Raw genomic sequence first — 14,517 nt, 5'->3', positions numbered from 1 at the left:
GATGATTGACTTTAATGCTGAGATTGTATCGGGGATTTCCATAGGGAATGTCGTTATAAATGAAAATATCTCGTCATATATTAATGAGATTTATTCTGGATTTAGTGTGGAGGTTAAAAGTTATTTTCTCCCTGATGGTGAGGAAAAGAAATCATATAAAATCGACAATACCTTGACCATTGCGACTGATAAAGATGGTGTTATCTTTTCACTTGGATGTAATGAGCGTTATCAAGGCGGCTACAAGGGAGCTATATTCACAGGGATGAAGGTGATGGATGTGATAAAATTAACAAAAACTCAGAAATTATATAATGGTTCAATAATTATCAATGATGATTTTGGTATTTCACTTATACTTCCTCCGCCATATGATGAGATTGCTGATACAATAAAACACATTCCTGGAGATATAGAAATAAACGAGTTTTTTGTATCTGATTTTTCATTTTGGCGCTAATTCTTAATGCTTGATACTAAGAATGACTTGCTCAAATAGCTTGAACAACTTGATTTCAAAGCGAAAAGTCAATGCGGGTAAATTTGGTGCAACTAGGGGCAATCTGTTGAAGTGCCCCCTGATGATAAAACAGGGAGAAGGATTGAGTATGATGAGAAAATTGGTGCCTATATCAATTTTTGTTGGCGTTTATAAATATTAACCGCAATGGTTGCGGTTATAAGAGGGTATTCAATGGCTTTTTGAATTAACATTATTCAGCCAGTTCCTGACTAAAATTAAAAAATAAAATTATGAAAAATTAATTTCCAGCTCTTTAAAAATGAAGCCATTGAAAATTAAATATTCCAAGTGTTTATTGTAGAGTAGGCCGCCTGCTGTAACACCGCGAACCCAATCAGGCAAACCGGGCGCGTGGCTGGTGTACGATCTGGCGGATAACCTGCTGGACGAGCGCAGCCCGCAGAGCGACATCGACGCGTACCTGCCGCTGGCGCCGATCGCCGACAACCGCCTGACGCACTGGCAAAAACTGTTTTACCGTTACGACGCCTGGGGCAACCTGATCAGCCGGCGCAACGGCCTGTACGAACAGCACTACCGCTACGACGCCGACAATCGGCTGGTGCAGGAGCAGCGCGACGACGGCAGCCGCCGCAGCTGGAGCTACGATCCGGCCAGCCCGTGGAGCCCGCTGGCGGCGCTGGAGCAGGCGGGCGACAGCCGCTCGGCGGATATTTACTGGTATCACACCGATCTGAACAGCGCGCCGCTGGAAGTGACCGACGCAGCGGGCAACCTGTGCTGGTCCGGGCAATACGACACCTTCGGCAAGCTGCAGGGCCAGACGGTGGCCGGTGCGGCGAAGCGGCAGGGCGCGCAATATCAGCAGCCGCTGCGCTACGCCGGGCAATATCAGGACGACGAAAGCGGCCTGCACTACAACCTGTTCCGCTACTACGAACCCGAGGTGGGGCGTTTCACCACGCAGGATCCGATAGGGTTGCGCGGCGGGTTGAACCTGTATCAGTATGCGCCGAACCCGCTGATGTGGGTGGATCCGTTTGGGTTATCTGTAAAAGGAGTTCCACATGGCTTTAATAGTTTTGGCCAATTTAAACAGTTCGGTGAAGCATTACAGGCAGGAATGAGTAAATTAGGATATCCCGGCACAGTTTCATATATGCAAGGAAGTTCCGTATCGGGGTAAGTTTCTCTACAGGTCAACCATTTGATGTCGGCCGTGTTAGTGATTTTGACGTTGTTATTTCACATCCTGAGCTATATCAAAAAGCAGAGCAGCTGGGAATAGGAAAAGGAGGGCGCACTGGACCAATTGATATGGGGAGTGAAATGGCTAAGAAATTAGGTATTGATGATACATTGCAAAAATTATCCAAAATGTCAGGAGGTAGACCTGTGAACGCAATGGTCTTTGAATCTGCTGCTGAAGCTAAGGCTAAAGGAAAGGGAACTAGAATACCTGGTAAATGTGGTGGATAAATTATGAAAAAATTATATTTTTTAAAATATGGCAGTATTATATCAAAAAAAGAAGCGAGCAAATTACTGGACGATAAATGGGATATAACTTGCTCGGAGTATGACAGCTCCTATTTTGGTGTTTACTTTGCATATACTGGCCTTTATGCGGACAAGTTAACCATTACTGATAATTATATTCCTCACTCTAATGAGTGGTTAGAGGAGGATAACAAAGAGTTTAGCACGATAATTAAGGTGTCTTTCACTAATGGGAAGAATCCAGAAAAACTCAGCAGGTACAAATTCTTGAAGAATGCGTTTAATCAACTTGATGGATTATCGATCATAAGTGATGAGTGCATCGAAGAAGAGTGACCGACAAGCTGTCGAAAGGATCCTTTCTTTCGGGCTCTTTAGTGTGCAGCATTAAATATGAGATATAAGATCAAAGCTTGAAAAGGAGATATTAGGTTCTTTAAAAATAAAAAAGGAAGAGTAAAAACATTAGATTGTTAGTTGCATCAAAGGCCGCCTGCTGCAACACAGCGAACCCAATCAGGGTAAACCGGGCGCGCGGCTGGTGTACGATCTGGCGGATAACCTGCTGGGCGAGCGCAGACCAACCTGATCAGCCGATGCAACGGCCTGTACGAACAGTACTACCGCTTGTTGTTGATAAAGCGACAGGGAAAGCTTACTACAGTCATGATCATTACGATTCCTTTATAGAAATAGATCTCTCAGGGTGGAAATGATGAAGTTTAAACGAGTAGTTGTTGATTTTTCAGAAATAAATACGGATGATGAATTTCATGATGAAATGAATAGGATTTTTGGTTTTCCAGATTTTTATGGGAATAACTTCAACGCTTTTGTTGACTGTTTAAATAGCCTTAGATTTCCTGATGATGGAATGACTAGCATACACTTAGATAAGGATGAGTATTTGCTGGTGAAAATCAATGGAATAAATTCTCTGCCTGACGATATTAGATATAATTTTTTATTGGCGGTAGAGGCTATCAATAAAGGGGCTATATCGTTTGGTGACGAAGCATTGATTTTATTACTTTTGGTTAAATGAAAAATGTACTAAAAGGTGCTCGACTCTCAATTAATTGGGCGCTTTTTTAATAATTTAAATAGAGCATTTTTTAGAGATTGGTTGGCATGTCAGACCATTACGATGCTCTGTTTAGCCGCAACCGCACACTGATTTTTTCGGGTTTTCATTGGAAGCAATGAATTCACTAAATCAAGGTTTTTTGTGCTGAGTGTTGTCTATCGGTGGCTAATGAGCAACCATTTTATAATGGTCTGCTTTCAGATAACATCTAATTTATATAAAAAAATTAAAGTGTGAATAGATAATCTTCAGCTCTTTAAAAATAAAGAATCATAGAAAATTAATATTCAAAGTATTTATTGTAGAGCATGCAGCCTGCTGCAACACCGCGAACCTAATCAAGGTAAACCGGGCGCGCGGCTGTGGCGGATAACCTGCTGGGCGAGCGCAGCCCGCAGAACGACATCGACGCGCACCTGCCGCTGGCGCCGATCGCCGACAAACTAAATACCCACCGTGCCATTAATCAGGGTGCGGCACTGCCCGCCGATCCAGGGTTCGCCGTCAATAAAGCGCACGCTCACGCGGCCATCTCGATTCAGTTGGGTGCCCTGGCGCACCTGGTAACCCTGTGCGGTCTGGCCGCCGTCGGGGAAGCGGCTGGCCTTCAATAAGCGCGCCAGGCAGGCATTGGCGCTGCCGGTTACCGGATCTTCAATCAAAACACCGCATTCCACCATAAACGCGCGCATTTCGTAATCGGCCGGTTCGGTTGCGGAGCTGGCGCCATAAACCACCACGCCATCCACATCGCAAGCCGTTTGCAGCTGTTTAATCGTGGCCTGATCCGGCGTTACCGCCAGGCAGGACTGCGCGTCCGGCAGGCGCACCATCAGCCAGCGAATGCCCATCTCGGCAATCACCGGCGGGGTGCCTGCTGCAATCACTGCAGGCCGTAAAGCGGCCGTCAGCCGTTCGGTTTCCTCGGCCGCCATGGGGCGGAACTCAACTTCGGGCGCGGCGAACGCCAATGTGCCTTCCGGCAGGATATTGACCGCCACCAGGCCGACGCCGCATTCCTGCATCACCGTTCCAGGGCGTTTAGGCGTCAATCCGGCTTTCAGCAAGGCGTGGGCGGTGCCCAGCGTCGGGTGGCCGGCGAAGGGCAGCTCTTTTTCGGTGGTGAAAATGCGCACCTTATAATCCGCCGCCGGGTGCGTCGGTTTAAGCACGAAGGTGGTTTCCGAAAGGTTGGTCCAACGGGCCAATGCCAGCATCTGCGCGTCGTTCAGCCCTTCGGCTTCCAGCACCACCGCCACGGGATTGCCCTGCAGTGGCGTGGCGGTGAAAACGTCCACCTGTTGGTAGGCGCGGGGTGTCACATCATCACTTCTGAGCATTTGCCATCATCCGTTATCAACAAAACCTGATAATAACGATATTCGCCAATGGCTTCAAAGGGTTGAGTTTTGTTTTGAGATGCCCGCCCGTCGCCACTTCATCCCCGGCTTGGCGAACATCACCAGGTTGCCCAACAGGATCAGGCACAGGCCCAGCACGGCGTTGAAATGCCACTGGTAGCCTTCGTAAATCGTTGAGATGGTCAGCGCCACCAGCGGGAACAGCAGGGTGCTGTAGGCCGCCGCGCCGGCGCCGATGCGGCCGAGCAGGCTGAAGTAGGCGGCGAAGGCGATCACCGATCCGAAGATCGCCAGATACAACAGGGATCCGATATAGCGGCTGCTGTACTCCATCTGGAATGATGCGCCCTGCGCCAGGGCGATCAGCGCCATTAACAGCGCACCGTAGGTCATGGCATAGGTATTGGTGGAAAAAATATCCAGCCCGCGGCGCTGATGGCGCGCGCTGATCATATTGCCCAGCGAGAAGCCGTAGGTGCCGAGCGCGCTCAGGCCGATGCCTTTAAGCAGCTCCGGCGCCATGCGGGTGGCGGCCAGATCTTGCCAGAACAGCGCCACGATGCCGGTCAACCCCAGCAGCGCCGCCGGCAGCAGGTTGGGGCTGGGGCGCTGGCGGAAGAACAGCAGGCTGTTGAGGGCGTTGAACAGCACCGCCATCGAGAAGATCACCGATTCCAGCCCGCTGCTGATATAAGCCGCCGCATGGTAGAAGCAGAAGAAGTTGAAACCGAACACGCAGCAGCCCTGCAGCACGCAGAACAGATGATCGCGCGGGGCGATGCGGCGCAGGCGGCGCGTTAGCAACAGCGCGGCGAACATCACCGTGGCGGAAATGGCGAAACGGTAAGCGATCGACACGGGAATGGCCACCGGGCCTTCCTGTTGCAGGGTAATCGCTATCCAGGTGGTGCCCCAAATCAGCACCACGGCGAGGTACAACAGCGCATTCATTCTATTCACTCCGAAAAAACCGATGGCGCAGTATCCGCTTTGGCGCGCGGCGGCGCTTGCAGCGCTTTGCGCCCAGTTGCATATTCTTGCGCTTTTTTTGCCAAAAGCGCGGGGCGGCCGCTGGCATGCCGCGGCGCCACTCTTTACACTGTCAGCATGTCGAACAACGGGGCCGGCGATGTCCAACTATCAGGCGTTTGAAACACTGCGTGAGCACAAGGCGCGGCTGCACGGCAGCGTGCTGCTGGGCACCGGCGTGGAGCTGGCGGCCTGGTCTAACTGCAACGATCGCGTCACGCAGGAAAGCGCCGACCACCATACCCTGAGCCTGTACGTCGCCGACGGCTATGAGTGCTACCAGCAGGTGCCGGGCGGCTGGCGCAATGGCGGCGGGCCGGATCGCTTCTGCATCATGCCGCGCCAGTACGCTTCCACCTGGGATGTGCGCAGCGATCTGTCATTCGTGCATCTGTACTGCACCGATGACCATCTGCGGCAGTTGGCGGAGCAAACCTGGGATCGCAGCCCGGCGGCGATCAACGTGGAGCAACGCAGCTTCGGCGAAGATCCGCAGATCACGCTGCTGTATCGTCAGTTTTTGCTCAACTGCGACTGGCGGGACAGCGCCAACCTGCTGGCGCTCAGCAGCGCCTCGAACCTGTTGATGTCGCACCTGATCCAGCGCTACAGCCAGCTGCAGTGGAAGCTGCCGGCGGCGCGCGGCGGCCTGGCTCCCGCGGTAGCCAGGCGGGTGCGGGAATATATCGCAAGCCACCTGGATCGGCCTTTGTTGTTGGCCGATCTGGCGGCGCAGGCCGGGTTGAGCGAATACCATTTTGCTCGCATGTTCAAACATTCGACCGGCCTGGCGCCGCACCAGTTTGTGATGCGCGCGCGGCTGCAGCGGGCGGAACAGCTGTTGCGGCATAGCCAACAGCCGATCACCGAGATCGCGCTGGCGTGCGGCTTCAGCTCCGCCAGCCATTTCAGCAACCGCTTCAAGGCGGCCTATGGATTTGCTCCGCTGCAGGTGCGGCAGGGGCGCTAACCGGAAGGGAGTGCAAGCATGGATCAACCATTTGCCGGGCTGGGCGTGTTGTTCGTCGCCGGATTCGGGCCGATCACGCGTGAGAGCGACGAGAGCAAGGTGTTTTATGTCGAGGCGCTGGGGCTGCCGCTCAAGCCGATGCCGGGCAACGAAACCTATCTGCTGGCCGAGCAGGGCGCACTGGACGGGGTGAAGCACTTCGCCCTGTGGCCGCTGGCGCAGGCGGCGCAGTCCTGCTTTGGCGACGATCGCTGGCCGGCGGATCTCGCGGTGCCGCAGGCATGGATCGAGTTCGACGTGGCCGACATGGCGGCCGCCACCCAGGGACTGATCGATCGCGGTTATCGGCTGCTGGTCGCCAATCGTGAAGAACCGTGGGGGCAAAGCGTTACCCGTTTGCTCAGCCCGGAAGGGTTGCTGGTTGGCGTCACCTATACGCCCTGGCTGCGTTAAACGCTACGCCGTTCGCCGCCGTTTCCCTGCGGCGGGCGGCTTAAGAATAAATACGCATTAGCTTAAAGCGATCTGCGCTATAGACCCATCAAATCCCCGAGTGGTTTCCCTTTCTGAAAGCAGTAATTCCGTTCATTGCGTAAAAACCAATGGCCAGAACGCGCTATTGCTATGCCATTTTACGGCGATTTTTCGCCCGCTTTTTTCGCCGCCAGGTGCCTGATAGGAATAGAGATTATTCTTATATTTCCGCCAACCGTTAAGAAATAATAATGATTCTCGTTTTCAACCACGGAAAGGAGAAGGAACGATGAAAACAGTGAAACGAACGGGCATCGCGCTGGCGATAGCCCTGACTTTCCCCCTGGCATTGCCTGCCGCTTTGGCGGCGCAAACCACCCTGACAAACAGTAAGGCGGCGACGATGACGGAAAAACACGGGCAGTTTATTGCGGTCGGTAAAGTGGTGCAGGTGACCTTCGGCGATTTCGCCTTCAAGCTGGATTTTACCGATGACAAGACCATGACCTTCACCGGTATCGGCGAAGCGTCGCAGTGCATCACCGATACCGTGCAGTACACCGCGGTGGAGATTCGGCCGAAGGTCTACATGGTTTATTGGCATGAACCGCAGTCCGGCGACAACGTGACGCATGTCGAGGACTTTGAGCGCGGCGAGGTGTACACCAACATCGCCGCCAGGGACGGCAGCTTCACCCATCTGAAAGGGCAGCTGAAAATCGTAGGTCACTCAGGAAACTAAGGAGCAGTTATGAAAAAGGCATTGATTACCTGTGCGATCGTCGGCGGTTTGCTGGCGAGTTACCCGGCGCTGTCAACGGATCAGGCGGCGTCTTACAAATCGGCCGGCAAGGGCGGTTATCATCATGCCCAGCAGAAGCTGAAGGTGGTGGAAGATCTGTATGCGGGCTTTTTCAACCGTCATGACATCAGCGTGGCGCAAAAGCTGATTGTGGAGAACTACAAGCAGCATAACCCGTTCGTCGGCGACGGCATCAAGCCGTTCCTGGATTTCTTCAGCCAGACCTTCAAAGACAATCCGCAGTACAGCGCCAAAATATACCGCAGCGCGGTCAACGGCGATCTGGTCTATGTTCACGTCCAATACCAAAATAACCCGCAGGATCGCGGCACCGCCAGCGTGGATATTTATCGGGTGAACGATCAGGGGAAAATCACCGAGCATTGGGACGTCAATCAGGATGTGCCGGAAAAATCGGCCAACGACAATACCATGTTCTGATCCAAAAGGGCCGCTGCGGCGGCCCTCCACACGCCCGCAACACTTTATTTACTTACATAAATACCAAACGTTCATCGTGTCGAGTAGGCTACGGCCGCCTTTGGCAGTGGTGGTACGGTTGATGGGCGTCATTGTCCCGCCACTGCTTGAGGCGTTTCCCCACATTCCTCGTTATCCCGCGCGTTGACTTTCCACTTTTTTGAACTGATGCCGCAGCTGCAGCGCATTGCAAAGCACCAATACCGCCGTGACGGCGAACACCCAGCGGAACCCCATCATCGCCGAAATGCCCGATCCCAGCAGCGGGCCAACCACGTTGCCCAGGTACATAAAGGATTGGTTATAGCCGAAGATGCGCCCGGTCACCTGATCGGAGGAATACTTCAGCAACAGCGCCTGCACCGCCGGCATCAGCGCGCCGTCGGCGAACCCCAGCAGGAAGCGCAGAATGCCCAGCTGCAGCGGCGTATTCACCCAGGCCATCACGGCGAACAGGCCGGTGGTGAACAGCAGCGCGGCGATCAGGATGCGCGCGGTGCCGATGCGATCGCCGAGCCGCCCAAGGCGTGGCGCCGAGATCAGCGCCGCAATGCCGGGCACGGCGGCAATCATGCCGCTGACAAAGGCGATATTGCTGACGTCGCCCGACAGTTCGCGGATGAACAGCGTCAGGATCGGGCTGATGGAGGAGTTAGCCAGCTGGATCATCAGGGTACAAACGAACAGCGTGACGATCAGCGTTGGATAAGGCAGCGAACGGAATACCGCCTTGCCGCTTAGCTGATCCGCTTTTTTCACCGTGATGCGCCGTTCTTTAATCAGAAACAGCGTCACCAGGAAGCTGACGAACATCAGCCCGGCGGTGACGAAAAACACCACCCGCAGCCCCAGATGGTCGGCCATCAACCCGCCCAGCAGCGGCCCGGCGATCACGCCGGAGATCTGCCCGGTAGAGAGCGTGCCCAGCGCCCAGCCGCTTTTATCGCGTGGCGCCTGCGAGGCGACCAGCGCCATGGCGTTGGGAATATAGCCGGACGTCAGCCCCATCAGGGCGCGCAGCGCGAACAGCTGCCAGACGTTGGTGGCCAGCCCCTGCAGGGCGATGACGATCGCCATACCCAGCGAAGCGCGCAGCAGCATCAGCTTGCGGCCTTTGCGGTCGGCGAGGCTGCCCCACAGTGGCGACACCACCGCCGAGACCAAAAAGGTGCCGCTGAACACCAGCCCGGACCACAGGCTGAGGGACTGATGATCGCTGACGCCGAGCTGTTCGACGTACAGCGGCAGAAAAGGGAGGATTTGGCTCATCGCCAGCCCGGTGAAGAAACACCCGAGCCAGACCGAGATCAGATTGACTTTCCACGCTTCCATCGACTTGTCGTACCACTTTGAATTTGGAGGGATTTGTTAAGCAAGATAATAATAACACCGCGAACTGGCCGGCGCGGGGGAAATGCGTGAGAAAACGTAAAGCCCGTCGGCGGCGTTGTTATATTTAGCTATAAATTAATAGCTATATTATCATAGGTATTTATTTTAAGCTACTCCACCAAGCCGCTCAACAATTCGGCGGCGCCACACTCTCTCTACCCATTTCGCCGTGTCGGCGGCAAGGAGACGCTTTCTATGAATACCGCACTGATCGCTCTGGATTACATCGTGGATATCTCCCACCCGGAAGGAAAAATTGCGCGCTCGGCGCAGCAGGTCATTGAGCGCGATGCTATCGCGCGGGCAAATAGCGCATTGTCTCTCGCGCAGCGCAAGGATTGGCTGCGCATATTGGTTAAAGTCGGTTTCGCGGCCGGCTATGTCGATCAACCCAAATACTCGCGGATGTTTGGGCAGGCGCATCAATTTGGCGCTATCGCACTGGGCCAGCCGGGCACGGATTTTCATCCTGATTTAGCGTCTGATTTGGGGGAGTTAACCATCGTAAAACCGCGCGTCAGCGCGTTTTATGGCACCAATCTGGATGCGACGCTGCGCGCCCGCCGCATTGAACGGTTGGTGATCTGTGGGGTCAGCAGCACCTGGGCGGTACAGGCGACGGCGCGCGACGCGCACGATCGCGATTATCAGGTGCTGATACTGGAAGAGGCTTGCGCGGCGGCCACGGCGGAAGAGCACCGGATCTCAATGGAAACGCTTTCCACTATTGCCGATATCGTCACGCTGGAACAGCTGAGCACATTGTGAAGCTGCTGCGTGAAGAAATCGCCTGGCGTCAGCTGCGACGGGGAGCATGGGTGTTGGCGCCGTTGCTGGCCCTGAGCCTGGCGACAGGCAATGCCAACTGGCTGAAGGCTTCGGTGGTCACCATATCGCTGTTTGTCGTTTGCGAGCGCCTTGAACTGGCGCCGCTCGGCGTGGCGCTGCATGCGGCGGCATTGCTGCTGCTCTTTATGGCGCTGCTGTGCGCCATGCACACGCCGGTAATCTTCATTTTGGCGTGCGTGTTGGCAGCGGCGGCGGCGGTTGGGATCTCCGCGTTCGGCGGCAAGCTGCGATCCCTGGGGAATTTTATTTTTATTCCGGCTCTTTATCTGGCGTGTGAAACCGCTGAAGGTGGCGCCGGCGCGCCATTAGCCCAATGCGGCTGGGCGCAGCTCCCTTTTCTGGGGGCAGCCGTCTTGCCGGTGCTGATGCTTGCACTGGCGGAGCATCGGCGGCTAGCGCGGCTGTCGACGAGTGACAGCCTGCATCATTATCTCCAGCTGCGCCGCAGCGATGAGCTTGGCGCTCGCGTGGCCTGCGGCGAGGCTTTGCTCGCCGTAAGTTGTGCCGTTGCACTATCGGCGGCGATCGTTGAGTGGCAACACCTCGATTACGGGCAATGGGTGATCTGGTCGGCCGTCAGCGTGATCAGCGGCGATATGGCCGGTACGCGCAACAAACTCCGCCAGCGTGCGTCAGGCGCATTGCTGGGGGTGCCCATCGGTATTTTGCTGGGCAGCCTCATGCCGCATGGCAATGTGGGTTATGAACTACTGAGCGTGGTGACGATGCTCACCCTGGTGTCTTTTCATCGTTATACCTTGGGGTTTGGCGCCCGTTGCGCCTGCATCGCCTGCGCGTTGGTGATTGCCGGAAAAGCGCCGTCGATCGCCGCAGAAAGGGTGGTCAATGTGTTGCTGGGCGGTGGCATCGGTCTGCTGTTCGCTTTGGCGGTGCACGCGGTGTTGCCGCTCAACGCCGGCACCCGCCAATAGCGAGCTGGCATATTTCGTCCGCCAATTTCGGTTGACCGTTCCCGGTCTCGGTGTGAAAGTACGGACAAATCTATCGTTATCTATTGATGCCAATGAAAAAAGATCATCCTGAAGACGTGACGCTGCTGCGCACGCAGTTAATGTCGCTGGTGCGCCGTTTGCGGCGCGAGTCGCGCAGCGACGAAAAATCCTGGGCCCAGCTGATGCTGCTGGGAGCTATCGATCGCCACGGCGGTGAGGCGACGCCGTCGCTGCTGGCGGAGTCGGAGCGCATGCGTTCCTCTAACCTGGCGGCCGCCTTGCGCGAGCTGGAGGCCGATGGGCTGCTGGTGCGCACGCCGGATGCTGAAGACAAACGCCGGGTGCGGGTGCGCCTGACGCCCGCCGGGCTGGGCCTGTTGCAGCAAAGCCGCACCCGGCGCGAGGCGTGGCTGCTGGCGGCGATGGAAAGCTGTTTAACGGAGCAAGAACAGGCGCAGCTGATCGAAGCGGGGTCGTTGATGGCGCGGCTGGCGGCGGCGCCGTCAACGGACGCGGAATAATCGGCGGGGCGGCAGATGCGCCGCCCGTGCAGCGAGGTTACGGCATCGGCCAATCGGCCGGCATGGTGCTGACGACGTCCACGTAGCGATCCCAGGCCGATGACCAGAATTGGGTGAAGGCTTCCAGGGTGAGGTGGATGCCCATCAGGCCCATCACGAACCAGCAGGCGGTAAACAGGCCCAGGCTGCTGAACATGAACGCCATGCCGTTGCGGCTGGTTTTACGGCAAACGACGTTTAACTGGCTGGCGAAGAACATCATCACGGCGCTCAGCAACTCCCAGCGCATCATGACTAAACCGGTGGCAATGGTACTCATCGAACTCGATCCTATGTAACAAAAAGCCGCATCCGGCAGGGCGCCGACAGGGAAATGCGGGGGAATAACGGGAATAATGTGATTCAGATCACATTGTAGCATTGGGGCGAACGACGGCTCAATGGGGCGCGCGGTGAAAAAAACGCCGACGGTAACATTCCAATATGCTGAAACAGTTATGCCATTTCATTAGCAACCTTTTCATGGGGCGGCGCGCTCGATAACGCTATGCTTGCCGGCTTTTCAGTTCCCTGATTTTACGGGGAAATGTGACGCAAAAGGTACCGGCACCGCATGGCCCTGTTAAAAGAAAAAATTCGCGACCACTCTGCGGAAGAGAGGCTGTTCATCCGCCGGGCGGCCGTGGCGCTGGCGCTGGTCGTCGTCTGTTTCGGCGCGCTGATCGTCAACCTCTACCGGCTGCAAATTCGCCAGCACGGCTTTTACCAGACGCGCTCCAATCAAAATGACATCAAGATGCTGCCGATCGCGCCCAGCCGCGGGTTGATCTTCGATCGCAACGGCATTCCGCTGGTGCGAAACGTGACACTGTATCGTATCGAAGTCACGCCCAGCAAAGTCGCCGACATGGCGGCGCTGCTGCGGGCGTTGACGCCGGTCGTCGATCTGACGCCGGAAGACATCAGCGCGTTTCGCGACGATATGCACCACAACAGCCGCTACAAACCGGTCACGCTGAAGGCGGGGCTGAACGACACCGAGGTGGCGCGCTTTGCCGTCAATCAATACCGTTTCGACGGGGTGACTATCGATACCTATCAGCAGCGTGAATATCCTTACGGCGCCCAGCTGGCGCACGTGCTGGGCTATGTGTCGAAGATCAACGACAGCGATCTCAAGCGCCTGGACAAGGCCGGCCTGAGCGAGAACTATGCCGCCGACCGCAACATCGGCAAACAGGGCATCGAAGCCTATTATGAGTCAGAACTGCACGGCACCACCGGCTATCAGGAGGTGGAGGTGGATAACCATGGGCGGGTGATCCGCTTGCTGAAGGAGCAGCCGCCGAAGGCCGGCAAAAACATTTACCTGACGCTGGATCTGCCGCTGCAGCAGTACATCGAATCGGTGCTGAAGGGGCAACGCGCCGCCGTGGTGGTGGAAGACCCGCGCGACGGCGGTATCCTGGCGATGGTCTCCAGCCCCAGTTACGATCCCAATCCCTTCGTCAAAGGCATCGGCTATCAGGCCTATAAGGCGCTGCTGGACAACCCGGATCTGCCGCTGATCAACCGCGTTACCCAGGGGTTGTACCCGCCGGCTTCCACGGTGAAGCCCTACATGGCCGTTTCGGCGCTGTTCGCCGGGGTGATCACGCCCGCCACCACCTTTTTCGGCGCGCCGACCTGGACGCTGCCCGGCACCGAGCGGCGCTACCGCGACTGGCTGAAAACCGGCCACGGCATGCTCAACGTCACCAAAGCGATTGAAGAGTCCGCCGACACCTTCTTTTATCAGGTAGCGTATGAGATGGGCATCGATCGCATTCACCACTGGCTGAGCCAGTTCGGTTACGGCCAGTCGACCGGCATCGATCTGAACGAAGAGTACCGCGGCGTGCTGCCGAGCCGCGACTGGAAGCTGAAGGTGCACAAAAAGGGCTGGTATCAGGGGGATACGGTCTCGGTGGGCATCGGCCAGGGGTATTGGGTGGCGACGCCGATCCAGATGGTGAAAGCCTTGAGCACGCTGCTCAACAACGGCCGGGTGAAAACGCCGCATCTGTTATATTCGCTGCAGCAGGGCAACCGGGTGACGCGCTACCAGCCGCCGGCGCAAACGGCGCAGATCGGCGATCCCAACTCGCCTTACTGGGGCATCGTGCGCAACGGCATGTACGGCATGGCCAACTTGCCGAACGGCACCGGTTACAAGCTGTTCCACACCGCGCCGTATCAGATCGCCGCCAAATCCGGCACCTCGCAAGTGTTCAGCCTGAAGCAAAACCAGACTTACAACGCCAAAATGATCCCGGTGCGGCTGCGCGATCACATCTTTTATACGCTGTTTGCGCCCTACAAAAATCCCCGGGTGGCGATGGCGCTGATCCTGGAAAACGGCGGCGGCGACGGCGTGGTGGCGGGGCCGACCGCGCGCGCGATCCTCGACCACATTTTTGACCCGGCCAATGCGCCACAGCCCGGCGATACGCCGCAAAGTAAACCGCAGTTAAACGACAGCGCGGATGTGCAACGGTGATGCGGTTTGTTTTTACTTTCTTACAAACTGCAATCTCCTGACCATTTCCGGCAAGGTAGACTGAAATAACACCATA

The 14,517-nt window shown here is 55.9% G+C and carries 16 protein-coding genes and 1 pseudogene; 13 read left to right on the top strand and 4 right to left on the bottom strand.

The window, feature by feature from the left end:
- Position 1 precedes the first annotated feature (1 nt).
- The 5 genes and pseudogenes from ACMGF7_RS20320 (at position 2) to ACMGF7_RS20300 (ending at position 3,029) form a co-directional block, all read left to right on the top strand.
- Positions 2-460: a hypothetical protein gene (locus ACMGF7_RS20320; RefSeq protein ID WP_107228145.1), complete on the top strand. Its 459-nt coding sequence runs from the start codon at positions 2-4 to the stop codon at positions 458-460.
- A gap of 356 nt (positions 461-816) precedes the next feature.
- Positions 817-1,541: pseudogene (locus tag ACMGF7_RS20315) on the top strand (RHS repeat domain-containing protein); the annotation flags it as partial.
- A gap of 272 nt (positions 1,542-1,813) precedes the next feature.
- Complete coding sequence (locus tag ACMGF7_RS20310; protein ID WP_239441826.1) at positions 1,814-1,963, top strand: hypothetical protein; 150 nt, start codon at positions 1,814-1,816, stop codon at positions 1,961-1,963.
- A gap of 3 nt (positions 1,964-1,966) precedes the next feature.
- The gene (locus ACMGF7_RS20305; RefSeq protein WP_033633100.1) at positions 1,967-2,320 is read left to right on the top strand and encodes a hypothetical protein; all 354 of its coding nucleotides are present in this window, start codon (positions 1,967-1,969) and stop codon (positions 2,318-2,320) included.
- A 376-nt stretch (positions 2,321-2,696) separates the two neighbouring features.
- Positions 2,697-3,029 (top strand): barstar family protein, encoded by a 333-nt coding sequence (locus ACMGF7_RS20300; protein ID WP_049299012.1) that lies wholly within the window; start codon positions 2,697-2,699, stop codon positions 3,027-3,029.
- 485 nt (positions 3,030-3,514) lie between these two features.
- On the opposite strand, the gene ACMGF7_RS20295 is transcribed toward ACMGF7_RS20300, so the two are convergent.
- A complete protein-coding gene (locus tag ACMGF7_RS20295) occupies positions 3,515-4,411 on the bottom strand; it encodes a PhzF family phenazine biosynthesis protein (RefSeq protein ID WP_197763575.1) in 897 nt (298 codons plus the stop codon).
- Between the two features lie 54 nt (positions 4,412-4,465).
- Positions 4,466-5,383, bottom strand: a complete 918-nt coding sequence (locus ACMGF7_RS20290; RefSeq protein ID WP_197763574.1) for a DMT family transporter — start codon at positions 5,381-5,383, stop codon at positions 4,466-4,468.
- A gap of 178 nt (positions 5,384-5,561) precedes the next feature.
- On the opposite strand from ACMGF7_RS20290, the gene ACMGF7_RS20285 reads away from it, so the two are divergent.
- From ACMGF7_RS20285 to ACMGF7_RS20270, 4 genes are all read left to right on the top strand, one after another.
- Positions 5,562-6,431, top strand: coding sequence for a helix-turn-helix domain-containing protein (locus ACMGF7_RS20285; protein WP_033633095.1), 870 nt, complete (start codon positions 5,562-5,564; stop codon positions 6,429-6,431).
- An 18-nt stretch (positions 6,432-6,449) separates the two neighbouring features.
- Positions 6,450-6,884, top strand: a complete 435-nt coding sequence (locus tag ACMGF7_RS20280) for a glyoxalase (RefSeq protein WP_197763573.1) — start codon at positions 6,450-6,452, stop codon at positions 6,882-6,884.
- Between the two features lie 310 nt (positions 6,885-7,194).
- A complete protein-coding gene (locus tag ACMGF7_RS20275; RefSeq protein WP_420286605.1) occupies positions 7,195-7,647 on the top strand; it encodes a MoaF-related domain-containing protein in 453 nt (150 codons plus the stop codon).
- A gap of 9 nt (positions 7,648-7,656) precedes the next feature.
- A complete protein-coding gene (locus tag ACMGF7_RS20270) occupies positions 7,657-8,148 on the top strand; it encodes an ester cyclase (protein WP_021504558.1) in 492 nt (163 codons plus the stop codon).
- Between the two features lie 171 nt (positions 8,149-8,319).
- On the opposite strand, the gene ACMGF7_RS20265 is transcribed toward ACMGF7_RS20270, so the two are convergent.
- Positions 8,320-9,519, bottom strand: a complete 1,200-nt coding sequence (locus ACMGF7_RS20265; RefSeq protein ID WP_021504559.1) for a multidrug efflux MFS transporter — start codon at positions 9,517-9,519, stop codon at positions 8,320-8,322.
- A gap of 255 nt (positions 9,520-9,774) precedes the next feature.
- Between ACMGF7_RS20265 and ACMGF7_RS20260 the strand changes: the two genes are divergently transcribed.
- The 3 genes from ACMGF7_RS20260 (at position 9,775) to ACMGF7_RS20250 (ending at position 11,902) form a co-directional block, all read left to right on the top strand.
- Positions 9,775-10,347, top strand: a complete 573-nt coding sequence (locus tag ACMGF7_RS20260) for an isochorismatase family cysteine hydrolase (protein ID WP_197799538.1) — start codon at positions 9,775-9,777, stop codon at positions 10,345-10,347.
- Positions 10,344-11,360 carry an FUSC family protein gene (locus ACMGF7_RS20255; protein ID WP_049241057.1) on the top strand — a complete coding sequence of 339 codons (1,017 nt, stop codon included), beginning with the start codon at positions 10,344-10,346 and terminating at the stop codon, positions 11,358-11,360. The genes ACMGF7_RS20260 and ACMGF7_RS20255 overlap by 4 nt, the downstream gene beginning before the upstream one ends.
- Before the next feature lie 92 nt (positions 11,361-11,452).
- Entirely contained in the window at positions 11,453-11,902 is a 450-nt protein-coding gene (locus ACMGF7_RS20250; protein ID WP_164094976.1) for a MarR family winged helix-turn-helix transcriptional regulator, read from the top strand.
- 37 nt (positions 11,903-11,939) lie between these two features.
- On the opposite strand, the gene ACMGF7_RS20245 is transcribed toward ACMGF7_RS20250, so the two are convergent.
- Positions 11,940-12,221: a YjcB family protein gene (locus tag ACMGF7_RS20245; RefSeq protein WP_004940713.1), complete on the bottom strand. Its 282-nt coding sequence runs from the start codon at positions 12,219-12,221 to the stop codon at positions 11,940-11,942.
- Positions 12,222-12,515: 294 nt separating this feature from the next.
- Here ACMGF7_RS20245 and mrdA point away from each other — a divergent pair, with 294 nt between their 5' ends.
- On the top strand, positions 12,516-14,441 hold the full coding sequence (gene mrdA / locus ACMGF7_RS20240; protein ID WP_197763572.1) for a penicillin-binding protein 2: 1,926 nt from the start codon (positions 12,516-12,518) through the stop codon (positions 14,439-14,441).
- Positions 14,442-14,517 lie beyond the last annotated feature (76 nt).

The organism is Serratia sp. BNK-17, assembly GCF_048684935.1.
GTDB classification, from domain to species: domain Bacteria; phylum Pseudomonadota; class Gammaproteobacteria; order Enterobacterales; family Enterobacteriaceae; genus Serratia; species Serratia nematodiphila.
Note: the sequence above shows the minus strand (reverse complement) of the source record. Positions and strands in the feature narration are given on the sequence as shown.

Bases quoted from the DNA above. Each gene is read 5' to 3' on its own strand.
- ACMGF7_RS20320 (WP_107228145.1), top strand. From the start codon at position 2: ATGATTGACTTTAATGCTGAGATTGTATCGGGGATTTCCATAGGGAAT.
- ACMGF7_RS20310 (WP_239441826.1), top strand. From the start codon at position 1,814: ATGGCTAAGAAATTAGGTATTGATGATACATTGCAAAAATTATCCAAA.
- ACMGF7_RS20305 (WP_033633100.1), top strand. From the start codon at position 1,967: ATGAAAAAATTATATTTTTTAAAATATGGCAGTATTATATCAAAAAAA.
- ACMGF7_RS20300 (WP_049299012.1), top strand. From the start codon at position 2,697: ATGATGAAGTTTAAACGAGTAGTTGTTGATTTTTCAGAAATAAATACG.
- ACMGF7_RS20295 (WP_197763575.1), bottom strand. From the start codon at position 4,411: ATGCTCAGAAGTGATGATGTGACACCCCGCGCCTACCAACAGGTGGAC.
- ACMGF7_RS20290 (WP_197763574.1), bottom strand. From the start codon at position 5,383: ATGAATGCGCTGTTGTACCTCGCCGTGGTGCTGATTTGGGGCACCACC.
- ACMGF7_RS20285 (WP_033633095.1), top strand. From the start codon at position 5,562: ATGTCCAACTATCAGGCGTTTGAAACACTGCGTGAGCACAAGGCGCGG.
- ACMGF7_RS20280 (WP_197763573.1), top strand. From the start codon at position 6,450: ATGGATCAACCATTTGCCGGGCTGGGCGTGTTGTTCGTCGCCGGATTC.
- ACMGF7_RS20275 (WP_420286605.1), top strand. From the start codon at position 7,195: ATGAAAACAGTGAAACGAACGGGCATCGCGCTGGCGATAGCCCTGACT.
- ACMGF7_RS20270 (WP_021504558.1), top strand. From the start codon at position 7,657: ATGAAAAAGGCATTGATTACCTGTGCGATCGTCGGCGGTTTGCTGGCG.
- ACMGF7_RS20265 (WP_021504559.1), bottom strand. From the start codon at position 9,519: ATGGAAGCGTGGAAAGTCAATCTGATCTCGGTCTGGCTCGGGTGTTTC.
- ACMGF7_RS20260 (WP_197799538.1), top strand. From the start codon at position 9,775: ATGAATACCGCACTGATCGCTCTGGATTACATCGTGGATATCTCCCAC.
- ACMGF7_RS20250 (WP_164094976.1), top strand. From the start codon at position 11,453: ATGAAAAAAGATCATCCTGAAGACGTGACGCTGCTGCGCACGCAGTTA.
- ACMGF7_RS20245 (WP_004940713.1), bottom strand. From the start codon at position 12,221: ATGAGTACCATTGCCACCGGTTTAGTCATGATGCGCTGGGAGTTGCTG.
- mrdA (WP_197763572.1), top strand. From the start codon at position 12,516: ATGGCCCTGTTAAAAGAAAAAATTCGCGACCACTCTGCGGAAGAGAGG.